Origin of the sequence: Pseudophaeobacter sp., from assembly GCF_048267565.1 — a bacterium.
GTDB lineage: Bacteria > Pseudomonadota > Alphaproteobacteria > Rhodobacterales > Rhodobacteraceae > Pseudophaeobacter > Pseudophaeobacter profundi.
The window spans coordinates 115,396-138,181 of record NZ_JBLWXG010000009.1 but is presented as its reverse complement, the minus strand read 5'-3'; the positions used below and the strand labels follow the sequence as shown (position 1 = coordinate 138,181).

General features: G+C 59.4%; 23 protein-coding genes. 12 read left to right on the top strand and 11 right to left on the bottom strand.

Features of this window, described 5'->3' with window-relative positions; all coding sequences use genetic code 11:
* Window positions 1-7 precede the first annotated feature (7 nt).
* The 3 genes from ACN0VH_RS17140 to ACN0VH_RS17130 are packed head-to-tail and all read left to right on the top strand — an operon-like array spanning window position 8 to window position 2,873.
* Window positions 8-847, top strand: a complete 840-nt coding sequence (locus ACN0VH_RS17140; RefSeq protein WP_278923736.1) for a carbohydrate ABC transporter permease — start codon at window positions 8-10, stop codon at window positions 845-847.
* Window positions 844-1,869 carry a Gfo/Idh/MocA family protein gene (locus ACN0VH_RS17135; protein WP_417701488.1) on the top strand — a complete coding sequence of 342 codons (1,026 nt, stop codon included), beginning with the start codon at window positions 844-846 and terminating at the stop codon, window positions 1,867-1,869. Before ACN0VH_RS17140 ends, ACN0VH_RS17135 begins: the two co-directional genes overlap by 4 nt.
* Window positions 1,866-2,873, top strand: a complete 1,008-nt coding sequence (locus ACN0VH_RS17130) for an ABC transporter ATP-binding protein (RefSeq protein WP_278923738.1) — start codon at window positions 1,866-1,868, stop codon at window positions 2,871-2,873. The genes ACN0VH_RS17135 and ACN0VH_RS17130 overlap by 4 nt, the downstream gene beginning before the upstream one ends.
* An 18-nt stretch (window positions 2,874-2,891) precedes the next feature.
* Here the strand turns inward: ACN0VH_RS17130 and ACN0VH_RS17125 are convergent, their stop codons facing one another.
* The gene (locus ACN0VH_RS17125) at window positions 2,892-3,725 is read right to left on the bottom strand and encodes a LysR family transcriptional regulator (protein ID WP_417701486.1); all 834 of its coding nucleotides are present in this window, start codon (window positions 3,723-3,725) and stop codon (window positions 2,892-2,894) included.
* A 97-nt stretch (window positions 3,726-3,822) separates the two neighbouring features.
* Between ACN0VH_RS17125 and ACN0VH_RS17120 the strand changes: the two genes are divergently transcribed.
* Entirely contained in the window at window positions 3,823-4,248 is a 426-nt protein-coding gene (locus ACN0VH_RS17120) for a hypothetical protein (protein ID WP_417701484.1), read from the top strand.
* 47 nt (window positions 4,249-4,295) lie between these two features.
* Here the strand turns inward: ACN0VH_RS17120 and xylB are convergent, their stop codons facing one another.
* From xylB to ACN0VH_RS17080, 8 genes are all read right to left on the bottom strand, one after another.
* Entirely contained in the window at window positions 4,296-5,738 is a 1,443-nt protein-coding gene (gene xylB, locus ACN0VH_RS17115) for a xylulokinase (protein WP_417701482.1), read from the bottom strand.
* 66 nt (window positions 5,739-5,804) lie between these two features.
* Window positions 5,805-6,758 carry an ABC transporter substrate-binding protein gene (locus tag ACN0VH_RS17110; protein ID WP_417701480.1) on the bottom strand — a complete coding sequence of 318 codons (954 nt, stop codon included), beginning with the start codon at window positions 6,756-6,758 and terminating at the stop codon, window positions 5,805-5,807.
* Window positions 6,759-6,793: 35 nt separating this feature from the next.
* A complete protein-coding gene (locus tag ACN0VH_RS17105) occupies window positions 6,794-7,792 on the bottom strand; it encodes an ABC transporter permease (protein WP_278923742.1) in 999 nt (332 codons plus the stop codon).
* Between the two features lie 13 nt (window positions 7,793-7,805).
* Entirely contained in the window at window positions 7,806-9,329 is a 1,524-nt protein-coding gene (locus tag ACN0VH_RS17100) for a sugar ABC transporter ATP-binding protein (protein WP_278923743.1), read from the bottom strand.
* Complete coding sequence (locus ACN0VH_RS17095) at window positions 9,326-10,462, bottom strand: Gfo/Idh/MocA family protein (protein ID WP_417701478.1); 1,137 nt, start codon at window positions 10,460-10,462, stop codon at window positions 9,326-9,328. Before ACN0VH_RS17095 ends, ACN0VH_RS17100 begins: the two co-directional genes overlap by 4 nt.
* The gene (locus ACN0VH_RS17090; protein WP_278923745.1) at window positions 10,462-11,517 is read right to left on the bottom strand and encodes a sugar phosphate isomerase/epimerase family protein; all 1,056 of its coding nucleotides are present in this window, start codon (window positions 11,515-11,517) and stop codon (window positions 10,462-10,464) included. Before ACN0VH_RS17090 ends, ACN0VH_RS17095 begins: the two co-directional genes overlap by 1 nt.
* A gap of 24 nt (window positions 11,518-11,541) precedes the next feature.
* Window positions 11,542-12,837 (bottom strand): xylose isomerase, encoded by a 1,296-nt coding sequence (gene xylA / locus ACN0VH_RS17085; RefSeq protein WP_278923746.1) that lies wholly within the window; start codon window positions 12,835-12,837, stop codon window positions 11,542-11,544.
* The gene (locus tag ACN0VH_RS17080) at window positions 12,834-13,892 is read right to left on the bottom strand and encodes a LacI family DNA-binding transcriptional regulator (RefSeq protein WP_417701475.1); all 1,059 of its coding nucleotides are present in this window, start codon (window positions 13,890-13,892) and stop codon (window positions 12,834-12,836) included. Before ACN0VH_RS17080 ends, xylA begins: the two co-directional genes overlap by 4 nt.
* Window positions 13,893-13,953: 61 nt before the next feature.
* Here ACN0VH_RS17080 and ACN0VH_RS17075 point away from each other — a divergent pair, with 61 nt between their 5' ends.
* The 8 genes from ACN0VH_RS17075 (at window position 13,954) to ACN0VH_RS17040 (ending at window position 21,494) form a co-directional block, all read left to right on the top strand.
* A complete protein-coding gene (locus ACN0VH_RS17075) occupies window positions 13,954-14,202 on the top strand; it encodes a hypothetical protein (protein WP_278923748.1) in 249 nt (82 codons plus the stop codon).
* A gap of 213 nt (window positions 14,203-14,415) precedes the next feature.
* Window positions 14,416-14,820 carry a 5-carboxymethyl-2-hydroxymuconate isomerase gene (locus tag ACN0VH_RS17070; protein WP_417701473.1) on the top strand — a complete coding sequence of 135 codons (405 nt, stop codon included), beginning with the start codon at window positions 14,416-14,418 and terminating at the stop codon, window positions 14,818-14,820.
* Entirely contained in the window at window positions 14,817-16,325 is a 1,509-nt protein-coding gene (hpaE, locus tag ACN0VH_RS17065; RefSeq protein ID WP_417701471.1) for a 5-carboxymethyl-2-hydroxymuconate semialdehyde dehydrogenase, read from the top strand. Before ACN0VH_RS17070 ends, hpaE begins: the two co-directional genes overlap by 4 nt.
* A 102-nt stretch (window positions 16,326-16,427) precedes the next feature.
* Window positions 16,428-17,279: a 3,4-dihydroxyphenylacetate 2,3-dioxygenase gene (gene hpaD, locus ACN0VH_RS17060; RefSeq protein ID WP_417701470.1), complete on the top strand. Its 852-nt coding sequence runs from the start codon at window positions 16,428-16,430 to the stop codon at window positions 17,277-17,279.
* Window positions 17,280-17,347: 68 nt separating this feature from the next.
* A complete protein-coding gene (locus ACN0VH_RS17055; RefSeq protein ID WP_417701468.1) occupies window positions 17,348-18,205 on the top strand; it encodes a fumarylacetoacetate hydrolase family protein in 858 nt (285 codons plus the stop codon).
* Window positions 18,202-19,002, top strand: a complete 801-nt coding sequence (gene hpaH / locus ACN0VH_RS17050; protein WP_278923753.1) for a 2-oxo-hept-4-ene-1,7-dioate hydratase — start codon at window positions 18,202-18,204, stop codon at window positions 19,000-19,002. Before ACN0VH_RS17055 ends, hpaH begins: the two co-directional genes overlap by 4 nt.
* A 51-nt stretch (window positions 19,003-19,053) precedes the next feature.
* The gene (locus ACN0VH_RS17045) at window positions 19,054-20,112 is read left to right on the top strand and encodes an aldolase/citrate lyase family protein (protein ID WP_417701466.1); all 1,059 of its coding nucleotides are present in this window, start codon (window positions 19,054-19,056) and stop codon (window positions 20,110-20,112) included.
* A 122-nt stretch (window positions 20,113-20,234) separates the two neighbouring features.
* Window positions 20,235-21,494, top strand: coding sequence for a nucleotide sugar dehydrogenase (locus ACN0VH_RS17040; protein ID WP_417701464.1), 1,260 nt, complete (start codon window positions 20,235-20,237; stop codon window positions 21,492-21,494).
* 58 nt (window positions 21,495-21,552) lie between these two features.
* Here ACN0VH_RS17040 and ACN0VH_RS17035 read toward each other — a convergent pair whose 3' ends face one another.
* Window positions 21,553-21,741 carry a hypothetical protein gene (locus ACN0VH_RS17035; RefSeq protein ID WP_417701463.1) on the bottom strand — a complete coding sequence of 63 codons (189 nt, stop codon included), beginning with the start codon at window positions 21,739-21,741 and terminating at the stop codon, window positions 21,553-21,555.
* Between the two features lie 163 nt (window positions 21,742-21,904).
* Window positions 21,905-22,711, bottom strand: coding sequence for a crotonase/enoyl-CoA hydratase family protein (locus ACN0VH_RS17030; protein WP_278923756.1), 807 nt, complete (start codon window positions 22,709-22,711; stop codon window positions 21,905-21,907).
* Window positions 22,712-22,786 lie beyond the last annotated feature (75 nt).

The following is a 22,786-nucleotide window of genomic DNA, read 5'->3' as shown; positions in this document are numbered from 1 at the left end:
GAGCGCGATGAACGTTGCCCGTCAAAACCGCCTGAATACCTTTGCCGCGCATGGGGCCTTGATCCTTTATACCGTGATCGCGCTATTCCCGGTCTTTGTGATCGTTATCAACAGCTTCAAAACACGCAAGGCGATCTTTCGTGAACCACTGGCACTGCCCCATGCAGATAGTTTTTCGCTGATCGGCTATGAAACCGTGCTCAAGCAGGGGGATTTCGTTCTCTACTTTCAGAATTCGATGATCGTGACGGTGGGTTCCTTGTTCTTTATTCTGCTGTTTGGTGCCATGGCGGCCTTTGCCCTGGCGGAATACCGCTTCAAGGGCAACACGCTGATGGGGCTGTATCTGGCCCTCGGCATCATGATCCCCATTCGCATTGGCACCGTCGCCATTCTGGAAATGATGGTACAGACGGGGCTGGTCAACACCCTGTGGGCGCTTATCCTGGTCTATACCGCACAGGGGCTGCCCTTGGCGGTGTTCATCCTATCGGAATTCATGCGCCAGGTGAGTGACGATTTGAAGAACGCCGGCCGCATCGACGGATTGTCCGAATACCGGATCTTCTTTCGCCTGGTTCTGCCGCTGGTGCGCCCGGCCATGGCAACGGTTGCCGTATTCAACATGATCCCGATCTGGAACGATCTATGGTTCCCGCTGATCCTGGCCCCATCCGAAGAGGTCAAAACCCTGACGCTCGGCAGTCAGGTCTTTATTGGCCAGTTTGTCACCGACTGGAACGCGGTTCTGTCTGCCCTGTCACTGGCCATTCTGCCGGTCATGGCGCTTTACGTTGTTTTCTCGCGGCAGCTAATCCGGGGCATCACATCAGGAGCAGTGAAATGAGGGTTGTTGTTGCGGGGCTTGGCAATATGGGGCGGAGCCATGCGCTGGCCTATCACGCCCACCCCGAGGCCGAGATCGTCGGGCTGGTGAACCGTTCGGATGTGGATTTGCCACCCGAACTGGCAGATTACCCCCGCTTCGAAAGCTTTGAGGAAGGATTGGCGCAAAAGCCCGATCTGGTCTGCGTCGCCACCTATTCCGACAGCCACGCCGATTATGCCATCGCCGCGATGGAGGCAGGCGCGCATGTGTTTATCGAAAAACCGCTGGCGACTACTGTGGCAGATGCAGAGCGGGTGGTTGCAACAGCCCGGCGGCTGAACCGCAAGCTTGTCGTCGGCTATATCCTGCGCCACCATCCCAGCTGGCAGCGTCTCGTCGCCGAGGCACGCGATCTGGGCGGGCCTTATGTGTTTCGCATGAACCTGAACCAGCAATCAGATGGCCCCACCTGGGATACGCATAAATCCCTGATGCAGACCACCAGCCCGCTGGTCGATTGTGGCGTGCACTATGTGGATGTGATGTGCCAGATCACCGATGCCGCGCCTGTGCGGGTCAGCGGTATGGGCCTGCGCCTGTCGGATGAAATTGCCACGGATATGTATAACTATGGGCAATTGCAGGTCTGGTTCAAAGATGGCTCAGTCGGCTGGTACGAGGCGGGCTGGGGGCCAATGATGTCGGAAACTGCGTTTTTTGTAAAAGACGTGATCTCCCCCAGAGGCGCGGTTTCCATCACCGAGGACAACAAAGGCGCCTCTGATGATGTGGATGGCCACACCCGAGTTGGCGGCATTCTGGTGCATCGCCCCTCTGGCGATACCCTGATTGAAATGCCGGATGAGCCGGGCCATCAGCAGCTGTGCAACGCCGAGCAGGCCTTCATGATCAAGGCGATCACCCAGGACATCGACCTGACACGCCACCAGAGCGACGCCGTGCAATCGCTGAAAATTTGCCTGGCCGCCGACCAAAGCATCCGCACCGGACGCCCCGTAGACCTAGGAGAGACCCAATGACCGCGCTGACCCTTACCAATCTTTGCAAGTCGTTTGGCTCGGTAGAAGTTTTGAAAAACATCAACCTGACCGTCGAAGATGGCGAATTCGTGGTCTTCGTCGGCCCTTCGGGCTGTGGTAAATCCACCCTGTTGCGGGTGATTGCGGGGCTTGAGGACGCCAGTTCAGGCACTGTCGATATTGGTGGCACAGTGGTCAATACCGTCCCCCCCGCCAAGCGCGGCATTGCCATGGTCTTCCAGTCCTACGCACTCTATCCGCATCTGAGCGTACGCGACAACATGGCGCTGGGGCTGAAACAGGAAAAGCAGCCCAAATCCGTGATCGATGAAAGGGTTGGCAAAGCGATCGAAATGCTGGATCTGGGCGCTTATGTGGACCGCCAGCCTGCGGACCTGTCCGGCGGCCAGCGCCAAAGGGTGGCCATCGGCCGGGCCATTGTGCGCGAACCAAAGCTGTTCCTGTTTGATGAACCTCTGTCGAACCTTGATGCCGCATTGCGGATGAATACGCGCATCGAGATCGCAGAACTGCACCGGACCCTCAGCGCCTCGATGATCTATGTGACCCATGATCAAACCGAGGCCATGACCCTTGCCGACAAAATCGTGGTTTTGCGGGATGGGCGGGTCGAACAGGTCGGATCGCCGATGGAGCTGTATAACAACCCCGCCAATCAGTTTGTTGCCGGCTTCCTCGGCTCGCCAGCGATGAATTTCCTGAAAAAAGCGCCGTTGAATATCCCGAAAGATGGGGCCCTGGGCCTACGCCCCGAACATCTGCGCCCGACCAAAGGCGGGCGGATCAAGGGGGCCGTGACCCATGTTGAACGTCTGGGCGGCGACACCAACCTGCTGGTCGCCACCGAAGGGCAAGAGGCTCTTACCGTGCGCATTTTTGGCCAGGACGATACGCGCGTCGGGGCCGAGATCGAGCTTGATTTTGACGATTCTGCCGCCTTCCTGTTCGACGCTCAGCAACAGCGGGTCCGTTGCGCGACCTAAATGGCGCATCCGGGCAGATCAGGGCAGGGGTTTCGTATCCGCCAGTTGCTTGGCCAGAGTGCTGGCAAAAACCGACTTTCGGTACGAAATGCCAAGGCGGCGGCTGGTTTTTTCCGGGTGAATAAATGGGCGCAGAATGATGTCCTCTCGCCCCTCACCATGTGAGCGCGGCACCAGGGCGATGCCAAGGCCCGCCGCCACCAGATCCAGCAGTTGCGCATCATTCATCGCCTGCGCCGCAGGCCCCGGGCTGGCCCCGTTCTTCGCCGCTGCTGGATCAAGGCGATCGGCATCTGGACAATAGGGCCGATGGATCAGCGCCTGATCGACAATATCCTCCAGACGTAGACCCGCCGCACGGGCCAGCGGGTGAAATCGCCCAAGCGCGACGCAAAAGGGCTCTTCCGTCAGCAGAATAAAACCATGGCCGGCTGGGACGCAGGCCTCGGACAAAAAGGCCAAGTCACTGCCAAGCAGATCATCGGTGAAGGCAAAAGTCAGATCGGGGGATTTCCAGCGCAGCGCATTCAATCCGGGCGCAAAGCTCTGCAGCAGCACATCGGGGGCACAGTGAATGCGCACCCGTTGCTGGGGCTGGGTCTGCAGCCGCTGATCCAGGCTCGACAGATGGGCCACGCTTTCCACCGTGTCATGATACAGCCGGATTGCCAGCGGCGTTGGCTGCAAACCTGATTTGGCACGCAAGAACAACGCCCCCCCCAGACGTTGTTCCAGCTTCTGAATCGCCGCCGAAACCGTCGGCTGGCTCACCTCATTGGCGCGGGCCGCCTGACTAAAGGTTCCGGTTTCAAAGGCACCAGAAAAGTAGCGTAGTGTGGTAAGTTCTATCATAGTCAATGACTATACCTTGTATAGTCTTCATAGCAATTAACTTTATACACTGCGACTGGCATATCGGCGGGGCCAACCCTTGAAAAGGACTTCAGAGATGACTGCGACAGCAACAAATGAAACAGCCGCAAACCCCGGTGCCGCCGTAATTGATCAGGTGATTGCAAAATTCTGCGTCGGCGATATGACGCTTTTTGACGACATGGCCGATGACATTGATTTTCGCATCGACCATTACCGCGATGCCGATACCGACGTCAGCTGGCAACAGGCTGAAACCAAACCATCCCTGATGGGGCTATTTGCGCGGCTGGCGGAAGAGATTTTTCCCCAGGGAACACAGGCGCTGGAGGTCCAGACCTCGGCCCTTGGCGCCGGCTGGCATCTGACCCGGTTTCAGCAGCAATTCTTCTATGGTCAGCGTCAGCGCGAGGTCAGATCCTTGACCTATATTATCTCGCATGAGGCCGAGGGGCTGTTGGACTATTTCCGCGAAACCGTGACCACGATTGAGAATATCTGATTGGTGGCCAATAGATCAGCGGCCAGTGCCGACCGGGTAGGCTGACCCTATGCGCAGCCGCTATTCCAACCATCCTTATAGGCGAGATAGCGCTGCGCATAGGCTTCGGCGCGATCCGGTTTGGGCCGATAGCAGGCCTGAACCTGTGGTGGCGTCAGTACTGAACTGGCCGGTTGCTCGGGCGTGCTGGCCAGGATCGCCAGCCGCGCCGCGCCAAGTGCCGCGCCCTGGGCACCGCTGGCGGGCAGCTGAAGGGTCAACCCGGTAATATCGGCGATCATTTGCAGCCAGGTTTCTGACTGGCTGCCGCCACCTGCGACCCAGACCGTTTCGGGCAGGGATCCGCAGTGATCCAGCGCCGCGCAGCAATCGCCAAAGGCATAGCCGACGCCCTCCATCACGGCCTGCACCAGATCCGCCAGCCGCTGGTCGCGACGCAACCCAAGGAACGCACCGCTGGCATCGGGCGCATTATGCGGCGTTCTTTCACCAGACAGATAGGGCAGAAAAGTCACCGCAGAGGGCGCCCGGTCCGGCTCCACCAGCGCGGTCAGTGCCGCAGGTGTTTTGCCGACGATATCGCCCAGCCAGGACAGCGCATCGGTGGCCGAAAGGATGACCCCCATCTGATGCCAGGTCTGCGGCACCGCATGACAGAAACTATGCACTGCGCCATCGGTATTGGCCGCAAAATGATCAGTGACCGAAAACAGCACGCCGGACGTGCCCAAAGACAAGAACCCATCGCCTGGCTGCACAAGCCCCAGCCCGCAGGCCGTCGCCGCATTATCGCCGCCGCCACCCGCCACGGTGACAGATCCAACGCCCCATTCAGTGGCCAGCGAGGGGCGTAGCCTGCCTGCCGACGCGCTGCCTTCGACCAGCCGAGGCATATGATCCCGGCTCAGCCCGGTGGCCGCGAGCAGCACATCCGACCAGTCGCGCCGGGCCACATCCAACCAAAGCGTCCCCGCCGCATCGGACATGTCCGAGACGTGCTCTCCCGTCAGCCAAAGCGTGACAAAATCCTTTGGCAGCAAAATCTTCCGTGTTTTTTCAAATATGTCAGGCTCATTTTTTGCCACCCAGCGTAGTTTCGGCGCGGTAAAACCGGCCATAACGAGATTGCCGCCAATACCGCGAAAATCGGCGCGCGCGTCCAGTTCGCCACATTCGATGCTGGCGCGGCCATCGTTCCACAAGATGGCGGGGCGCAGGGGCTGATCATCCTTATCCAGCAGGGTCGCGCCATGCATCTGACCAGACACGGCAATGCCACGTAGCGCTGCAAAGGCGGTTGGGGCGCTGGCGCGCAGCTGATCAATCGCCGCTTCGCAGGCGGCAATCCAGGCCATCGGATCCTGCTCACTCCATAGCGGGGCAGGGCGGTCGACCTCCAGCGCGCTATGGCCTTCGGCCAGGACGATCTGATCTTCGTCGATCAACAGCGCTTTGACACCCGAAGTGCCCAAATCCAGTCCAAGATACATTGCGATGGCCCATCCAGTAGAAATTGGCTGGCCATCCACCCGCAGCAGATGGCCAGGGAAGCACCCTTAGAACGGGCTGTCAGGATAGTAGAAATCCATTGCGTTTTCCTGCGTCACCAGGACCGAGCCAATGACAAAAGACCCCGACACAGGTGCATTGGACGTCAATCCAACAGCCGTGAGTTCGATTGCGGTGGCAATCATCGAGGGTGGATAGGTCACGTTGGCAGGCATCATCTTGTCGCCATCTGCGGTGCGCTTGATCATTTCCTTCATGCCAGCGCCGCCCAGAACGAATTGGACATCATCACGCCCGGCGGCCTCGATCGCGGCAAGAACACCAATAGCCATGTCATCATCCGAGGCCCAAACCGCGTCGATTTTTGGATACTTCGACAGGAAGTCTTCCATCACGGTAAAGCTGTCGTCGCGGTTCCAGTTGCCGTGTTCGGCCGCCAGGATGTTGATGCCAGAACCATCAATCGCCGCCTTGAACCCATCGACGCGTTCATTGTCGATGGTGGTTGGGATGCCGCGGAACACCACGATATCGCCGCCATCCGGCATCTTGGAGGCCATGTATTCGCCCGACACCTTGCCAAAGCCGGAATTGTCGCCTGCAACATAAAGGTCTTCAATGCCGGGCACCGAAAGACCACGGTCCACAACGGTGACCCAGGCGCCGCTGTCTGCAACGGCCTGTACCGGCGGGGTCAGTGGATCGGATTCAAAAGGCAGCACCACCAGCGCATCGATGTTGCGGGTGGCAACCATGTCTTCGATATCATTGACCTGCTTACCGGGGTCCGATGCGGTGGCCAGGACAAAATCAAGTTCGGGATAGACCTCTTCCAGGCGTTCGACAGTCTGCTGCGCGTGAAAATTCATGCCACCGGCCCAGCCATGCGTTGCCGCAGGAATGGACACACCGATCACCTTGACCTCTGTTTCATCTGCGCCGGCGGCGGTTCCGACGACCGTAGCCAATGCCAGTGCAGCGAATGATTTGGTATATTTCATCTTTGCTCCTCCCATGAAGCGTGCTTGAAGCGGCTCTAGTTTGCCGTCTTGCCTTCGCGCTGCAGGATCACAGCGAGAATGATGATGACGCCCTGGATCGCACCATTGAGATAGGGCGACACAAAATCCGTCAGGTTCAGAATATTGCCAATCAGGCTCAGGATCAGCACGCCGATCACGGTGCCCCAGACCCGGCCGAAACCACCTTTCAGGACCGTGCCGCCGATAATGACGGCGGCGATGGCTTCCAATTCCCACAACACCCCGGTGGAAGAGGAGGCAGAGCCAAGCCGCGGCACATACATGATGGTGGCGACGCCAACCAGGACGCCAAGGCCTGCATAGGCGATCAGCCGGGTGCGCTTGACGTTGACATTGGAATAATGGGCGACGTTTTCATTGGATCCGGTGGCGGCGCAGTGGCGGCCAAAGGCTGCACGCGACATCAGGATTTCCCCCAGAAGCACAACCAGCGCAAAGACAATGATCGGCCAGCTGATACCAAGGATGCCATCAAAATAAACCGGTCGGTAAAAACTGCGCAGAGCAAAATCCAGCGAGAGCGTGCCGCCATCGGCCAGCCAGGTCACCAGCGACCGGTAAACCCCCATGGCGCCCAGCGTGACGATAAAGGCATCAATGCCAAGGCTTGTGATCAGATAGCCATTGAGCAATCCGGCAAGCAGGCCGGCAACAAGCGCGGTTGCCATGCCCAGCAGGATGATTGGCACCCCGACGCCCAGGCTTGGCAGGGCCGCATTCATCACAAGGATCATCAGCCCGGCAATAAAAGCTGCCATCGACCCCACCGACAGATCCAGCCCCCCGGCGGTGATGACAAAGGTCATGCCCACCGCAATGATGCCAATAAAGGCTGATCGGGCCAGCACATTGGTGATATTGGCGGCGCTCAGGAAATTGGCATTCAGCATTGCCCCGATGATAACCAGAACAATCAGCGCAAGGATCGGCCCCAGAACCGACATCGACGGCCAGGCGCGGCTTTGCGGCGGAGGGAGCGTTGCATCAGTCATGGTATTCAAACCCTTATGCCACTTCGAAAGTGGGTGTTGTCTCAGCGCGCAGCCCCATGGACAGGCGCACAATTGCGTCTTCAGATATTTCACCCGGCTGCAGAATGCCGCTGACCGCGCCCTGACGCATCACCATGATGCGGTCTGCCAGGCCAATCAGTTCGGGCATTTCAGAGGTGATGACGATGATCGAATGTCCCGCATCCGCCAGTCCCCGCAGGAAGGCATAGATCTGCTGCTTGGTGCCGATATCAATGCCGCGGGTTGGTTCATCCACAATCAGCAGGCGCGGCTCTGACAGCATCACCTTGGCCAGCAGCAGCTTTTGCTGATTGCCGCCGGACATATTGCCAACGCGCACATCGCGCCTGCCGGCCCGGATATCGAATTCTTCGATTGCGCGGGTCAGGGCGGCCTCTTCGGCGGTGCGGTTAATCAGAAAACCACCAAATTTATGCAGGGTCTGAAGGGTCAGATTTTCGCGCATACCACGTTCCAGCAGCAGCCCGCGCAGTTTGCGGTCTTCGGTCAGGTAGCACAGCCCCGCCCGTTGCGCCGCTCCGGGCGTCTTGAACACAACAGGCTGCCCAAACAGATGCAGGCTCTCTGCCCGGGCTGGGCGCAGTCCTGCCAGGCCCTCCATCAGTTCGGTCCGACCAGATCCAATCAGCCCGCCGAGGCCAAGAATTTCCCCCTGCTGCAGGCTGAAGGATACATTCTTGGCAAAGCCCGGCACCTCCAGACCATCGACCCTCAACACCACCGGCGCATCCGGTGCCACACCCGGTTTTTCAGGATAGAGGTCGGACACATCACGCCCCACCATGGCAGTGGCCATCGCGTCTTCGCTGCTGTCACTAGCCGGGCCGAATTGCACCACTGCGCCATCGCGCATCACGGTGATTTCATCAGCAATATACGCAACTTCGTCCAGTTTATGCGAGGTGAACAGGATCGCGGTCCCAGCACTGCGCAGGGCGTCGACCTGCTTGAACAACACCTCGGTTTCGCGCGTAGTCAGCACCGCAGTGGGTTCATCCATGATCAACACGCGGGCATCGCGCGACAGCGCCTTGGCGATTTCCACCATCTGCTTGTCAGAGTTCGACAGAGAAGAAACCAGTGCATCGGGCGAGATATCACACTCCACCCGATCCAGATAGGCACGCGTCTTGCGGCGCATTTCAGCCTTGTCCAACAGCAGGCCGCGCGTCAGTTCACGACCCAGAAAGATATTCTGCTCGACGGTCAGTTGCTCTGCCAGATTGAATTCCTGATGGATCATCACGATGCCCGCCAGTTCGCCGTCATGCAGGCTGGTAAACTGGGCGGGCTGCCCGTCCAGCAGAACCTCACCAGAACTGGCAGGCTGATAGCCCGCCAGAATTTTCATCGTGGTGGATTTGCCTGCCCCGTTTTCGCCGATCAGCGCATGCACGGTGCCCGGCCGCAGGGCCAGATCCACGCCATGCAGCACCTCAATCGGGCCAAAGCTCTTGCTGACGCCTTTCAGCGCGATGACGGGGCCCGCAGTCATAGGGTGACCCAAGCCGCATCTCGGGCCGACGAGGTGACGCAGGCCTGAATGAATTTCATCCCCGCCATACCGTCAGCCATACCGGGCAGTTGGCCCATGGCATCCGCGCGCGCAGCACCACCCTGATAGGCGCGAATGGCATCAGCCGCTTCGCTGTAAATGGTAGCAAAGCCTTCCAGATAGCCTTCGGGGTGGCCACCGGGGATGCGGCTGACGGCCTGCGCGGCTGCATTGGCGCCGGCGCCATTGCGGGTCAGCAGCTGCTTGGCGCCGCCATGGCGGGTGTACCAAAGGTAATTGGGATCCTCTTGCGCCCATTCCAACCCGCCCTTGTCGCCATAGATGCGCAGCTTCAGCGCGTTCTCGTTGCCCGGCGCCACCTGGCTGGACCACAGCATTCCCCGTGCGCCACCCTGAAAGCGCAGCATCATATGGGCATTGTCATCCAATGCGCGCCCCGCGCCCCAGCATTGCAGATCGGCGGCCAGGCTTTCGACCTTCAAGCCGCTGACAAAACAGGCCAGATTGTGGGCGTGGGTGCCGATATCGCCGACCGATCCGCCAGCGCCTGAACGGGCCGGATCGGTACGCCATTCGGCCTGTTTCAAACCTTCGTTTTCCACCGCAGAGGTCAGCCAGTCCTGCGGATATTCGGCCTGCACGATACGGATATCGCCCAGATCGCCCGCTGCCACCATGGCGCGGGCCTGCCGGATCATCGGATAGCCGGTATAGTTATGGGTCAACACAAACAGCGATTGCGCCTGCGCCACCGCCGCTTCCAGATCGGCGGCTTCTTCCATGGTGGCGGTCAGCGGCTTGTCGCAGATCACATGGATGCCCTTGGCCAGAAAGGCCTTGGCTGCTGCTGCATGAACGTGGTTGGGCGTGACAATGGCCACGGCCTCGACCCCGTCTTCACGGGCGGCTTCGGCCTCGGCCATCTCGGCAAAGCTGCCGTAAGAGCGTGGAATTCCAAGCGCTTCGGCGCTGGCGGCGGATTTTTCCGGTGTCGAGGACAGCGCGCCCGCAACCAGATCAAAGCGGTCGTCAATCCGTGAAGCAATCCGGTGCACACCACCAATAAAAGCGTCATTGCCGCCGCCGACCATTCCAAGACGAATAGGTGCCATCAGTCGATCCCCAACATTTTGCGGTTTGCGGCCTCATCGGTGCCGCCATCGGCAAAGTCATCAAAGGCCTTGTCAGTCACGCGGATTATGTGGTCCGACACGAACTGCGCCCCTTCGCGGGCGCCGTCTTCGGGGTGTTTCAGGCAGCATTCCCATTCGACCACGGCCCAGCCGTCGAAATCATTGGCGGCCATCTTGGAAAACACCGCGCCAAAATCGACCTGCCCATCCCCAAGCGAGCGGAACCGCCCGGCACGATCGGTCCAGCTTTGATAGCCGGAATAGACCCCCTGCCGTCCGGTTGGGTTGAATTCGGCATCCTTGACGTGGAACATTTTGATCCGGTCTTTGTAGATGTCGATATTGTCCAGATAATCCAGGCATTGCAGCACATAGTGACTGGGATCATAGAGCATATTGGCGCGGGCGTGGTTACCGGTGCGTTCCAGGAACATCTCATATGAAATGCCATCATGCAGGTCTTCGCCCGGGTGGATTTCATAACAGACATCAACGCCGCAGTCTTCGGCATGGTTCAGGATTGGCAGCCAGCGTTTTGCCAGTTCGTCAAAGGCGGTTTCAACCAGGCCCGCCGGGCGCTGCGGCCAGGGGTAGATATAGGGCCAGGCCAGCGCGCCGGAAAAGGTGGCATGCGCCCCAATCCCCATGTGCTGCGAGGCCGACAGCGCCTTTTTCACCTGATCCACCGCCCATTCCTGGCGCGCCGCAGGATTGCCCCGCACTTCGGGTGCGGCAAAGCCATCGAACGCGGTGTCATAGGCGGGGTGAACCGCAACCAGCTGGCCTTGCAGATGGGTTGACAGTTCGGTGACTTCCACGCCGTTTTCGCGGGCCTTGCCCTTGAATTCATCGCAATAGTCCTTGCTACTGGCGGCCTTGTCCAGATCAATCAGGCGGCCATCCCAGCTGGGCACCTGCACCCCCTTGTAGCCACAGTCAGCGGCCCATTTGGTAATGCTATCCCAGGAATTGAATGGCGCGTCATCGCCCGCGAATTGCGCCAAGAACAGCGCCGGACCCTTGATAGTTTTCATGGCTCTTCCCTCCCTTTTGTTCGCCTACACAAAGCGATTGACGACGTTTTCCAGGATCTCTTGACGCCCGGATTGCGGCTGCGGGTTGATGCCATCGTCCAGTACCCGTTGCGCAATACTGCCCAGATCGCTTTCCAGCATCGCCTGCGCATCAGCACTGTCCCAACCGGCGTAGCGCTCGGCGCGCATCGCTTCCAGGGTTCCGTCCTCCAGCATGGCCGCCGCCGCCTTGAAGCCCCGCGCACAGACATCCATCGCCCCGGCGTGCGCGGCAATCAGATCGACAGGATCCAGCGATTGGCGGCGCAGTTTTGCATCGAAATTGGTGCCGCCAGTGGTGAACCCCCCGGCTTTCAGCACCTCGTAATAGGCCAGCGCCACCTCGGGCACATTGTTGGGGAACTGGTCGGTATCCCAGCCAGACTGGTAGTCATTGCGGTTCATGTCGATAGAGCCAAAAATGCCAAGGCTCGCCGCCAGCGCCAGTTCGTGTTCAAACGAATGGCCCGCCAGGATTGCATGACCCTGCTCGATATTCATCTGCACCTCGCCTTCAAGGCCAAATTCCTTGAGGAAGCCATAGACAGTGGCGACGTCAAAATCATACTGGTGCTTTGACGGTTCCTGCGGTTTCGGTTCCACCAGAATGGCACCCTTGAAACCGATCTTATGTTTGTATTCCACCGCCATCTGCAAAAACCGCCCGGCCTGCTGGCGTTCGCGTTTCAGATCGGTGTTGAGCAACGTTTCATAGCCTTCGCGCCCGCCCCACAGCACATAGTTCTGACCGCCTAGATTGTGGGTGGCATCCATGCAGGCCTTTACCGTCGCCGCCGACCAGGCAAAGATTTCCGGGTCGGGGTTGGTGGCCGCGCCCGCCATAAACCGGCGGTGGCTGAACATATTCGCTGTGCCCCACAGAAGCTGGGTCTTGCTGCCCGCCATCTTGGTACCAAAATAGTCAATGATCTCCTCAAAATTGCGCAGGCTCTCGGCAAAGCTGTCGCCTTCGGGGCGGATGTCTGCGTCATGCCAGCAGAAATAGGGCACATTCAGCAGATCAAACATGTCAAAGGCGACATCCGCCTTGAGCCGGGCCAGATCCATGGTGTCGCCAAACCAGGGCCGATCAAAGGTCTGGCCGCCAAAGGGGTCACCACCGGGCCAGGCAAAAGAATGCCAATAGGCCACCGCAAAACGCAGGTGATCTTCCATCCGTTTGCCCAGGATCACCTCATCCGGGTTGTAGTGGCGAAAATCCAGACCAGTGCTATTGGGATCATAGGCCAGTGGGGCAATATCTTTAAAGAAATCCGTCATTTGGTTTTGTCTTTCATCGTCTCGGGGAAGGGGGCGCCGGGCAGATTATCCCGCAGGTAGATGGTTGGGACCAATTCCGGCATGCGCGGCACGCCCTGTTCGTCAATCAAGGCGCGCAGCACGCTGAAGGCGCGGTTGATTTCCACATCGGGGCGCTGGTCAATCACGATATCAATATGGCCCGCTTCCACCGCCTTGCGCGTATGCGGGACCAGTTCATGCACCACGCAAAAGGGCTTGCGCGGGGCCAAGGTAAGGGCGGCAATCAGCCCACTGTTGCCCGCGCCCACGTTATAAACTGCCGTCAGATCCGGGTGCTGCGCCAAGGCTGCACTGGCCTGGCTTTGCACGACGGCCGCAGCATCCTTGGTCATCAACGGGTTCAGCAGCGCAATCTTGGGGAAATCGGCGGTGATCACCTCTTGAAACCCTGCCAACCGTTCGGCATGGTCATGCGCCGCAAGGGCGCCAGCAAAGGTCTGCACCAGGCCCTTGCCGCCGCCATGCGCCATGCCAATCAGCCGCGCCGCCGTCCGGCCCGCAACCCGGTTATCAATGCCAATATAGGCCGAGCGATAGTCAATCGGCAGATCCGACACCAACCCGACAATGGCCACCCCCTTTTGCCGCAGCGCTGCCAGCGGCTGTTCCAGCGCCGTACTTTTCAGGCCGACAATCGCCACACCATCAAAGTCTTGCTCCAACAGCGCCGTGAGCCCCGCCTGCATGTCTTCCACCCCGAAGGCCGCGACCTCGATGATCTCTACACGGATCTGTTCAGTCTGTAGCCGCTCGGCGGTGATCTTCAGGTGGTCGCGGATCCGGTTGAAGAAGGCATTCGGGCCCAATGGGATCAAAAATGCGAGCCGATAAACACGACCGCGCGACAGATTGGCGGCGGCGACATTGCGCACATATCCCAGGGCCGCCATTGCGTCGCGCACCTTGCGGATCGACTTTTCCGCCACGTTACCGCGCTTGTTGACTACACGATCAGCTGTCGCATAGCTCACGCCGGCGGCCTGCGCCACGTCGCTTAAGGTTGGGCTTGCCATGTTTCCTCCCACCCGGCGTGTCACAACGCCGTGCTCTCCTGCCTCTAGCAAAGACTTGAAAATGACAGACGTCAATCAAAAAATGATAGGCGTCAATCATTATTCTGGCAGCGGCGCTTTTCCAAATGACGACACCTGCCATTTACCCAGAGGAAAGGCCCGGCCAGAAGCCGCAGAAACCGCCCCTGGAACCGATGGCATTGCGGGCCGACCCCCAAAGAAAGGATGCGCTGCCAGGCAAGGCGACGTGGCAGAAAAGACCCGAATACAGCGCTTTAGCAGTGCTGGAAACAGGCTGAAAATCACCTAAGGTCGGGAAGTTTTTCCAGTCATTCGTCCCGAAATTCCGGAACATATTGCTGTATTGTCAACGACAATTTCCCACCCGCCAGGATTAATCGCAATATAGCTCATCGGGCTGACTGCGCAAATTCATTGCGCAAAGTTTATTTGTCATGTTAAGCAATAAGGGCGCCCAATAGCCGACTCATCCTTCCCCTACCGCCTCGAGGAAACACCGCCCATGCCTCACTTTCAGATCGAATATTCGCCCAATCTCGAACAGATCGTGGACATTGCCGGCCTCTGCGCCCAGATCCGCGCAACAGCGGTGAAGATTGATACCTTCCCCATGCCAGGCGTGCGGGTCAGAGCGGTGCGGGTCGATCACTATGCCATTGCCGATGGTGATCCAAAACATGGATTCATTGATATTTCCATTCGCCTGCGCGCCGGCCGCAGCCCGACAGAAAAGCAAGCGGCCACCCAACGTATCTTCACCACCGCCCGCAGCTATCTTGCAGCGGCAATGGCAGATCACTCCATCGCGCTTTCGCTGGAAATGCGTGACATCGACCCTGAATACTCCCCCAAAACCGGCTCTATTCGGGCCCATCTGGCCCCATCCCCACAGGAGGATAACGCATGACTGTGTTGACCCAAAACATCGAGAAACTGAACGGGTTTCTGGTCCGGTTCAAAGAAACTGGCATCCAGAACCGCATCGCGGGCCAGGATTGCGCAGGCACTGCCGGAGTGTTCCAGAGCCGCTCTCCGGTGGACAAAAGCGTGATCTGCAACGTCGCGCGTGGTGATGCCACGGATATAGACGCCGCCGCCAATGCCGCCGCCAATGCCTTTGCTGCTTGGCGGGATATGCCGGCGGTGGAACGCAAACAGATCCTGCTACGCATTGCCGACGGGATCGAAGCCCGCGCCGAAGAAATCGCCCTGTGCGAATGCTGGGACACCGGCCAGACCCTGCGCTTCATGTCCAAGGCGGCGCTGCGCGGGGCCGAGAATTTTCGCTATTTTGCCGATCAAGTGGTGCAGGCACGCGATGGCCATCACCTGCAGTCTCCCACATTGATGAATATCACCACGCGCAAGCCCATTGGCCCGGTTGGGGTCATCACCCCGTGGAACACCCCCTTTATGCTATCGACCTGGAAAATTGCCCCTGCCTTGGCAGCGGGCTGCACCGTGGTTCACAAACCCGCGGAAGACAGCCCCCTCTCCGCCCGCCTGCTTGTCGAAATCGCCGAAGAGGCTGGCCTGCCGCCCGGCGTTCTCAACACGGTCAATGGCTATGGCCACGATGCCGGGAAACGCCTGACCGAACACCCGGCGATCAAGGCCATCGCCTTCGTCGGTGAGAGCCGCACCGGGGCCGCCATCAGCAAACAGGGGGCCGATACGCTCAAGCGGTTGCACCTGGAACTCGGCGGCAAGAATCCCGTCATCGTCTTTGACGATGCCGATCTCGACCGGGCGCTGGATGCCGTGATCTTCATGATCTACTCGATCAACGGCGAACGCTGTACTTCTTCCTCCCGCCTGCTGGTGCAGGACACAATCCGCGCCGACTTTGAGGCCAAGCTGATTGATCGCGTCAACAACATAAAGGTAGGCCACCCGCTAAACCCCACCAGCGAAATTGGGCCCCTGATCAGCGAAGAACACTACAACAAGGTCACCTCATACTTCGACATCGCAACACAGGATGGCGCCACCATCGCCGCAGGCGGCACCAAACTGGGCGATGTCGGCTATTTCATCCGTCCCACGCTCTTCACCAATGCCAACAATCAAATGCGCATCGCCCAGGAAGAAATCTTTGGCCCGGTCCTCACCTCAATCCCCTTCAGCACTGAAGAAGAGGCGCTGAACCTCGCCAATGACACCCAGTACGGCCTCACCGGCTATCTCTGGACCAATGATCTGACCCGCGCCCTGCGCTTCACCGATCAGCTTGAGGCCGGCATGATCTGGGTAAATTCGGAAAACGTCCGTCACCTGCCCACCCCCTTTGGCGGGGTCAAGGCCAGCGGCATCGGCCGCGACGGCGGCGACTGGAGCTTTGACTTCTACATGGAGCAAAAACACATCGGCTTCGCCACCGGCCAACACAAGATCACCCGCCTCGGCGCATGACCCCAAATTCATTTGGCCAAAAATATCCCGGGGTGAAATTTCAAATGCCAATTTGAAATTGAGGGGCTGGCCCCTCCACCCCACGACACAAGGAGAGACCCCATGGGAGAGATCGTACTCGCCGCCAAGATGACCCATGTCCCAACCATGCTGATGTCTGAGCAGGACGGGCCGGTCAAAGGGACACGTCAGGCCGCCATTGACGGTCACGCCGAAATCGCCCGCCGCGCCAAGGCGCTTGGCGCCACCACCGTGGTGATCTGCGACACCCATTGGGTGATCAACGCAGGCTTTCACATCAATGCCAACAAACGCTTTGCAGGCCTGTTCACCTCGAACGAATTCCCGCAGTTCATTCAGGATCTGCCCTATGGCTACGATGGCAACCCGGCCCTGGGCGAGGCCATCGCCAAAGCCGCCACCGACAGGGGTGCCTATACGCTCTGCCATCAACTCGACAGTCTGGAGCTGGAATATGGCACCCTGGTGCCGATGCGCTTCATGAGCCGCGAACATGACATGAAGGTGGTCTCGGTGGCCGCCTGGGCCACAGTGCATGACCACGACGAGAGCCGCATTGTCGGCGAAGCGATCCGCGAAGCTGTTGAGGCCTCGGATGAAAAGGTTCTGCTGGTGGCCTCTGGCAGTCTCAGCCACAAGATCTGGGCCAACAAGGACTATGCCGCCAACAATGGCACCTTTACCATCTCCTCCGAATTCAACCGTCAGATGGATCTGCATGTGCTGGAGATGTGGAAACAGGGCGACCATGCCACGTTCTTGAAAATGCTGCGCGAATATGCCCAATTCTGCTGTGGTGAAGGTTCGATGCATGACACGGCGATGCTCTATGGGGCGCTTGGCTGGGACACATACACCGGCAAATGCGAAGTGGTGACGGAGTATTTTCCATCCTCCGGCACTGGCCAGACCAATGTGATCTTCCCGGTCTGACCGGGCATCTCATCAAACAATGATACGCAGGGCAGCGCCACGGCGCCTGTTTGTGGAGGAGAAACCAGATGCGTTTTGCAACCTATAGCGCCGAGGGAGAGACATTCTTTGGCGCCGTCACCGAGGCGGGCATGATCGCGTTGAATGACGCCTGCCCACAATGGGCAACGCTTTATGATGTGATTGCCAATCAGGGCCTGGCGGAACTGGAAAAATCCGCCGCCGGCAGACCCGTGACCCACAGGGACTATGTTTTTGAGATGGTACTGCCCAATGCGCCGCGCATCCTCTGCGTTGGGGTCAACTTCCCGGATCGCAACGCCGAATACAAAGATGGCAGCGCGCAGCCGAAATACATGTCGCTTTTCCCCCGCTTTGCCAGTGGATTCACCGGCCATGGGCGCAATCTGGTCCGCCCACCGGAAAACCACACCCTGGACTATGAGGGCGAAGTTGCCATCGTCATCGGCAAGGGTGGTCGCCGGATTAGCCAGGACGACGCCTATGACCATATCGCCGCCCTGACGCTCTGCAATGAGGGCACCATTCGCGACTGGGTGCGCCATGCCAAGTTCAACGTCACCCAAGGCAAGAACTGGGACAACTCCGGCGCGCTCGGCCCCTGGCTGGTGCCATTCACCGAGGCCAGACAGCTGGATGAGGCCCGCATCATCACCCGCGTCAATGGCGAGGTCCGCCAGGACGATGTGCTGTCGCGGATGATGTTCCCGATCCGCCGCGAGATCGAATATATCTCCACCTTCATGACGCTACAGCCTGGCGATATCATCATCACCGGCACCCCGACCGGGGCTGGCGCCCGCTTTGATCCGCCGCGCTATCTGAAACCCGGCGATGTGGTCGAGGTTGAAGTCGAAGGCATCGGCACCCTGCGCAATGGCGTTGAGGACGAGGTGGTATCATGACCCCACAGGACCACGCTGCGGCGGCAGCAGATCTGCTACAGGCCGAGGCCAGTGGCCAACAGATCGGCTTGCTGACCAAACGCCACCCGGACATGGGCATGGATGACGCCTATGCGGTGCAAAACGCCATATATCGCGCCAAACTGGCAGCAGGCCGCCGGGTGATCGGCTGGAAGATCGGGCTGACCTCCAAGGCGATGCAATATGCGCTCAACATCGACATTCCCGACAGCGGCATCCTGTTTGACGATATGCTGTTTGAAACCGGCGCCACGGTGCCAGCGGGGCGGTTTATCCAGCCCCGCATTGAGGCCGAAATCGCCTTTGTGATGAAATCAGCCATTGGCGGCGCCAAGGTCAGCCGCGAAGAGGTCATTGCCGCCACCGACTATGTGACGCCCTCGATCGAAATCCTCGACACTCGGATCCTGCGCGCGGACCCGGAAACCGGGCAAACCCGATCAGTGTATGACACGATCAGCGACAATGCCGCCAATGCGGGCATCGTTCTGGGCAAGGAACGTCACCCGGTCAACGCCCATGATCTGCGCTGGGTCGGGGCCATCACCTCGCGCAATGGCGCAGTCGAAGAGACCGGGTTGGGTGCCGGCGTGCTGAACGATCCGGTTGAAAGCGTGGTCTGGCTGGCCAGGCGCATGGCTCAGTATGGCCAGAGCATCGAGCCAGGGCAGGTGGTGCTATCGGGGAGCTTCATCCGTCCGGTAGAATGCCCCACAGGTGCCGATATTCACGCTGACTTTGGCCCATTTGGTGCGGTTGACATTTGCTTCGCCTGACACTCCCCTAGCGATAACGCTGACATTTCTTTTGCCACAAGGACATTGCCCATGCCTGCGCCACACAACGCCTTCAAGGCAGCCCTGAAAGCCGGAAGCCCGCAGTTGGGCTGCTGGCTGGGGCTTGCCGATCCCTATTGCGCCGAGATCAGCGCCGGCGCCGGCTATGACTGGCTATTGATCGACGCCGAGCATGCGCCCAATGACCTGCGCTCAATCACGGCGCAGTTGCAGGTGTTGGCCGCATCTGACAGCCACGCAATTGTCCGCCCTCCGATCGGGGAAACCTGGATGATCAAGCAGTTGCTGGATGCCGGCGCCCAATCCCTGCTGATCCCGATGGTTGAAAGCGGTGCCCAGGCGCGCGAGCTGGTGCGCGCCGTCACCTACCCACCCGAAGGGGTGCGCGGTGTTGGCTCTGCCCTGGCGCGGGCCTCGCAGTTTTCTGCGATCCCCGACTATCTGCAAACCGCTGACGATGAGATCTGCCTATTGGTGCAGGTGGAAAACCGCGCCGGTCTGGCAGCGCTGGATGACATTCTGGCCGTCGACGGGGTGGACGGTGTCTTTATTGGCCCCTCCGATCTGGCCGCTGATTTGGGGTTCATTGGCAATGCCGGCGCCCCAGAGGTCGAAACCGCTGTTCTGGAAGCCCTGAAAAAGATCGTTGCCGCAGGCAAGGCGGCCGGGATCTTGACCCTGGATTCGGCGATGCAAAAGGCCAGTCTTGCGGCGGGGGCTACCTTTGTCGCGACCCACATCGATGTGTTGCTCTTTGCCAATGCGATCCGGCGCGACGCTAAATCAGCCCTGGCGCTGCTGCCAGACCAGACCGCCAGAGGTGCGGCCAAGACCGAGGCCGCCAGCCGCTATCTGCAGCAGCTGTGCAAACACTGGGCCCATAAGGGCGAGGTCGAGTTTAATGAAACCAAAGGCAGCATTGTCTTTGCAAGTGGCCAAAAGGCGCTGCTGACGGCGACGGCAGATCACCTGCAGGTCAACGCCAGCACCGGGCCGCGTGGGGACCTTGAGCAATGGAAACAGGTAATTGCAGATCACCTGACCCGCTTTGCCTTTCGTGAAGAATTTGACCTGCAGTGGCTGGAATGATCGGGCAGGGAGATCGGATCCTGCCAGGGGCTGGCCCCGCTGTATCAGGCGGGCTATAGGGGGCGGGGACAGGCGGCATAGGCACCCTGTATCAAAGCGCCGGAACAAAGCAGGAGCAGACCTTGCAGGACCAGATTTGCATCATCGGCCTGGGCTATGTCGGCCTGCCCCTCGCGGTGGCCTTTGGCCGCCATCGCCCCACCCTGGGGTTTGATACTGACGCGCAGCGTATCGCAGATTTGCAGGCCGGCAGGGACCAGACGCGCGAAACCACCACTGCAGAGCTGGCCGAAGCCAGCCATCTGCGCGTAAGCAACGATCCCAGCGCAATTTCAGACGCGCGGATTTATATCGTGACGGTTCCCACCCCGGTGGATGCCAACCACCGCCCCGACCTGACCCCCCTGCTGGCCGCGTCAAAAACCGTGGGCGCCGTGCTGAAACCTGGCGATCTGGTAATCTATGAAAGCACCGTCTACCCCGGTGCCACCGAGGAAGACTGCGTACCGGTGTTGGAGGCCGAATCCGGCCTGCGCTTTAACCAGGATTTTCATGTTGGCTATTCGCCAGAGCGGATCAATCCCGGCGACAAGACCCGCCGCCTGGCTGATATTACCAAGGTGACATCCGGTTCGACCCCGGCCATCGCGGCGCAGGTGGATGCGTTGTATAACGAGGTGGTGACCGCCGGCACCCATCTGGCCCCCAGCATCCGTGTGGCCGAGGCCGCGAAGGTGATCGAAAACAGCCAGCGTGACATCAACATCGCCCTGGTCAACGAGCTGGCGATGATCTTCAACCGCATGGGCATCGACACCGAAGCAGTGCTGCAAGCGGCAGGAAGCAAATGGAATTTCCTACCCTTCCGGCCCGGCCTAGTGGGCGGCCATTGTATTGGCGTTGACCCCTATTACCTGACCCACAAGGCAGAAAGCCTGGGTTATCATCCCGATATCCTGCTCGCCGGGCGGCGGCTCAATGATGGCATGGGCACCTATGTGGCGCAGCAGATGATCAAGGCCTTGGTGCAGCGCGGCAAACCAATGCGCCGGGTGCTGGTAATGGGGCTTACCTTCAAGGAAGACTGCCCCGATCTGCGCAATACCCGTGTGATCGATGTGGTGCGCGGACTAGAAGACTACGGTCTGCAGGTGGATGTGCATGACCCCCATGCCAATCCGGCACAGGCACAGGCGACCCTTGGCCTGACCCTGCAAGACCAGCCTGAGGCGGGCGCCTATGACGGCATCATCCTTGCGGTGGCACATAGCGTATTTCGCGCGATGTCAGCAGCACAAATCCGCGCCTTTGGCGGCCCGGACACGGTGCTTTACGATCTGAAATACATCCTACCCCCCGAAGAGTCAGACCTGCGACTATAACCGCCGCCGCAGGGCCTCGATACTGTCGTTCCCTGGCCCAGCGTCAAAAGAAAATGCCCTAAGCCTTGGTCTTGGGCGCGTTGCGTGCCGCCTTTTCTTCCTTGGTCATCTTGTTGTTCCAGACATTGTTGCTCAGTCCCAGCTCGTCTGGCATCGGCTTGGTCTTGCCAACACTGACCTTGCCGCCTTTGTTCAGGAATTCCTGAATAAGCGCATCATCGGTGGTTTCTTTGGGAACATGTTTCATGCGGTCAATTCTTTCCTTTCGCCCAAGGCAGGGCAACAAAGCGACGTAGATCCGACTATGACAGACAGGGGCTGCCATGCTGTTTGTCTATCGCTTTGCGACGATCTTGACCAGCCATGTCACGGTATCGCCCTGCCCAATGATTTGGCCAGGGCGGCAGGCGTTAGCTGTCGCGGCGCACGCGCGCGGCGGATTTGTCGGCAAAGGCCGCCAGACGCGCGCGGGCGTCGGGCTGGGTGTTGACCACACCGGCCACCACGGATTCCGCATAGGCTGCATCCATGGCAGACATATTCTGCATGTGGCTCACGGCGGAACAGATGGCAAAGTTGGACAGAGGCAGGTTTTCGGCGGTGCGACGCGCCAGTTCCAGCGCTTTGTCAAAGCTGGACCCTTCGACAATATACTGCGCCAGCCCCAGGTCGCAGGCTTCTTGCCCATGATAGACCCGGCCCGTCAGCATCATGTCGATCATCCGAGATTTGCCAACCAGATCGGTGACCCGAATGGTAGCGCCGCCGCCAGTGAACAGCCCGCGCTGGCCCTCGGGCAGGGCAAAATAGGTGGTGTCGTCCATCACCCGGATATGGGCGGCGCTGGCCAATTCCAGCCCACCGCCGACAACCGCGCCCTGCAGGGCGGCAATCACCGGAACCCCACCATATTCCATCTTGTTGAATGCCTCATGCCAACGCAGGCAGACATGCATGAAATCGGCCGGGCTGCGGTCGGCATCGTGATGTTCGATCAGGTCCAGCCCGGCGCAAAAGTGATCGCCGGATCCTGCCAGAACCACCGCCTTGACCCCCGCGCGCGGTGCTGTGGAGAAGAAATCCACCAGCTCTTCAATGGTGTCGATATCCAGTGCATTACGTTTGCTGGGTCGGTTGAGTGTCACCACCCAGACGCCATCGTCATGGGCCTGAAGGTCAAGGTTTTTAAAGCGGGAAAGGTCGATTTCGAGTGTCATGTCACGGTCCTTGCAACAATGGGGCAAAATGGAGGAGGGCACCCCCGTCATGGGGGCACAGAGTCTAGATGGAAT

What these genes read in the sequence shown, in the direction of transcription:
- ACN0VH_RS17035 (WP_417701463.1), bottom strand. Translation starts at nt 21,741, where the DNA reads ATGAAACATGTTCCCAAAGAAACCACCGATGATGCGCTTATTCAGGAA.
- hpaE (WP_417701471.1), top strand. Translation starts at nt 14,817, where the DNA reads ATGACTGTGTTGACCCAAAACATCGAGAAACTGAACGGGTTTCTGGTC.
- xylA (WP_278923746.1), bottom strand. Translation starts at nt 12,837, where the DNA reads ATGACGGATTTCTTTAAAGATATTGCCCCACTGGCCTATGATCCCAAT.
- hpaD (WP_417701470.1), top strand. Translation starts at nt 16,428, where the DNA reads ATGGGAGAGATCGTACTCGCCGCCAAGATGACCCATGTCCCAACCATG.
- ACN0VH_RS17075 (WP_278923748.1), top strand. Translation starts at nt 13,954, where the DNA reads ATGACAGACGTCAATCAAAAAATGATAGGCGTCAATCATTATTCTGGC.
- ACN0VH_RS17070 (WP_417701473.1), top strand. Translation starts at nt 14,416, where the DNA reads ATGCCTCACTTTCAGATCGAATATTCGCCCAATCTCGAACAGATCGTG.
- ACN0VH_RS17055 (WP_417701468.1), top strand. Translation starts at nt 17,348, where the DNA reads ATGCGTTTTGCAACCTATAGCGCCGAGGGAGAGACATTCTTTGGCGCC.
- ACN0VH_RS17110 (WP_417701480.1), bottom strand. Translation starts at nt 6,758, where the DNA reads ATGAAATATACCAAATCATTCGCTGCACTGGCATTGGCTACGGTCGTC.
- ACN0VH_RS17100 (WP_278923743.1), bottom strand. Translation starts at nt 9,329, where the DNA reads ATGACTGCGGGCCCCGTCATCGCGCTGAAAGGCGTCAGCAAGAGCTTT.
- ACN0VH_RS17130 (WP_278923738.1), top strand. Translation starts at nt 1,866, where the DNA reads ATGACCGCGCTGACCCTTACCAATCTTTGCAAGTCGTTTGGCTCGGTA.
- xylB (WP_417701482.1), bottom strand. Translation starts at nt 5,738, where the DNA reads ATGTATCTTGGACTGGATTTGGGCACTTCGGGTGTCAAAGCGCTGTTG.
- ACN0VH_RS17120 (WP_417701484.1), top strand. Translation starts at nt 3,823, where the DNA reads ATGACTGCGACAGCAACAAATGAAACAGCCGCAAACCCCGGTGCCGCC.
- ACN0VH_RS17125 (WP_417701486.1), bottom strand. Translation starts at nt 3,725, where the DNA reads ATGATAGAACTTACCACACTACGCTACTTTTCTGGTGCCTTTGAAACC.
- ACN0VH_RS17140 (WP_278923736.1), top strand. Translation starts at nt 8, where the DNA reads ATGAACGTTGCCCGTCAAAACCGCCTGAATACCTTTGCCGCGCATGGG.
- hpaH (WP_278923753.1), top strand. Translation starts at nt 18,202, where the DNA reads ATGACCCCACAGGACCACGCTGCGGCGGCAGCAGATCTGCTACAGGCC.
- ACN0VH_RS17095 (WP_417701478.1), bottom strand. Translation starts at nt 10,462, where the DNA reads ATGGCACCTATTCGTCTTGGAATGGTCGGCGGCGGCAATGACGCTTTT.
- ACN0VH_RS17030 (WP_278923756.1), bottom strand. Translation starts at nt 22,711, where the DNA reads ATGACACTCGAAATCGACCTTTCCCGCTTTAAAAACCTTGACCTTCAG.
- ACN0VH_RS17090 (WP_278923745.1), bottom strand. Translation starts at nt 11,517, where the DNA reads ATGAAAACTATCAAGGGTCCGGCGCTGTTCTTGGCGCAATTCGCGGGC.
- ACN0VH_RS17135 (WP_417701488.1), top strand. Translation starts at nt 844, where the DNA reads ATGAGGGTTGTTGTTGCGGGGCTTGGCAATATGGGGCGGAGCCATGCG.
- ACN0VH_RS17045 (WP_417701466.1), top strand. Translation starts at nt 19,054, where the DNA reads ATGCCTGCGCCACACAACGCCTTCAAGGCAGCCCTGAAAGCCGGAAGC.
- ACN0VH_RS17105 (WP_278923742.1), bottom strand. Translation starts at nt 7,792, where the DNA reads ATGACTGATGCAACGCTCCCTCCGCCGCAAAGCCGCGCCTGGCCGTCG.
- ACN0VH_RS17080 (WP_417701475.1), bottom strand. Translation starts at nt 13,892, where the DNA reads ATGGCAAGCCCAACCTTAAGCGACGTGGCGCAGGCCGCCGGCGTGAGC.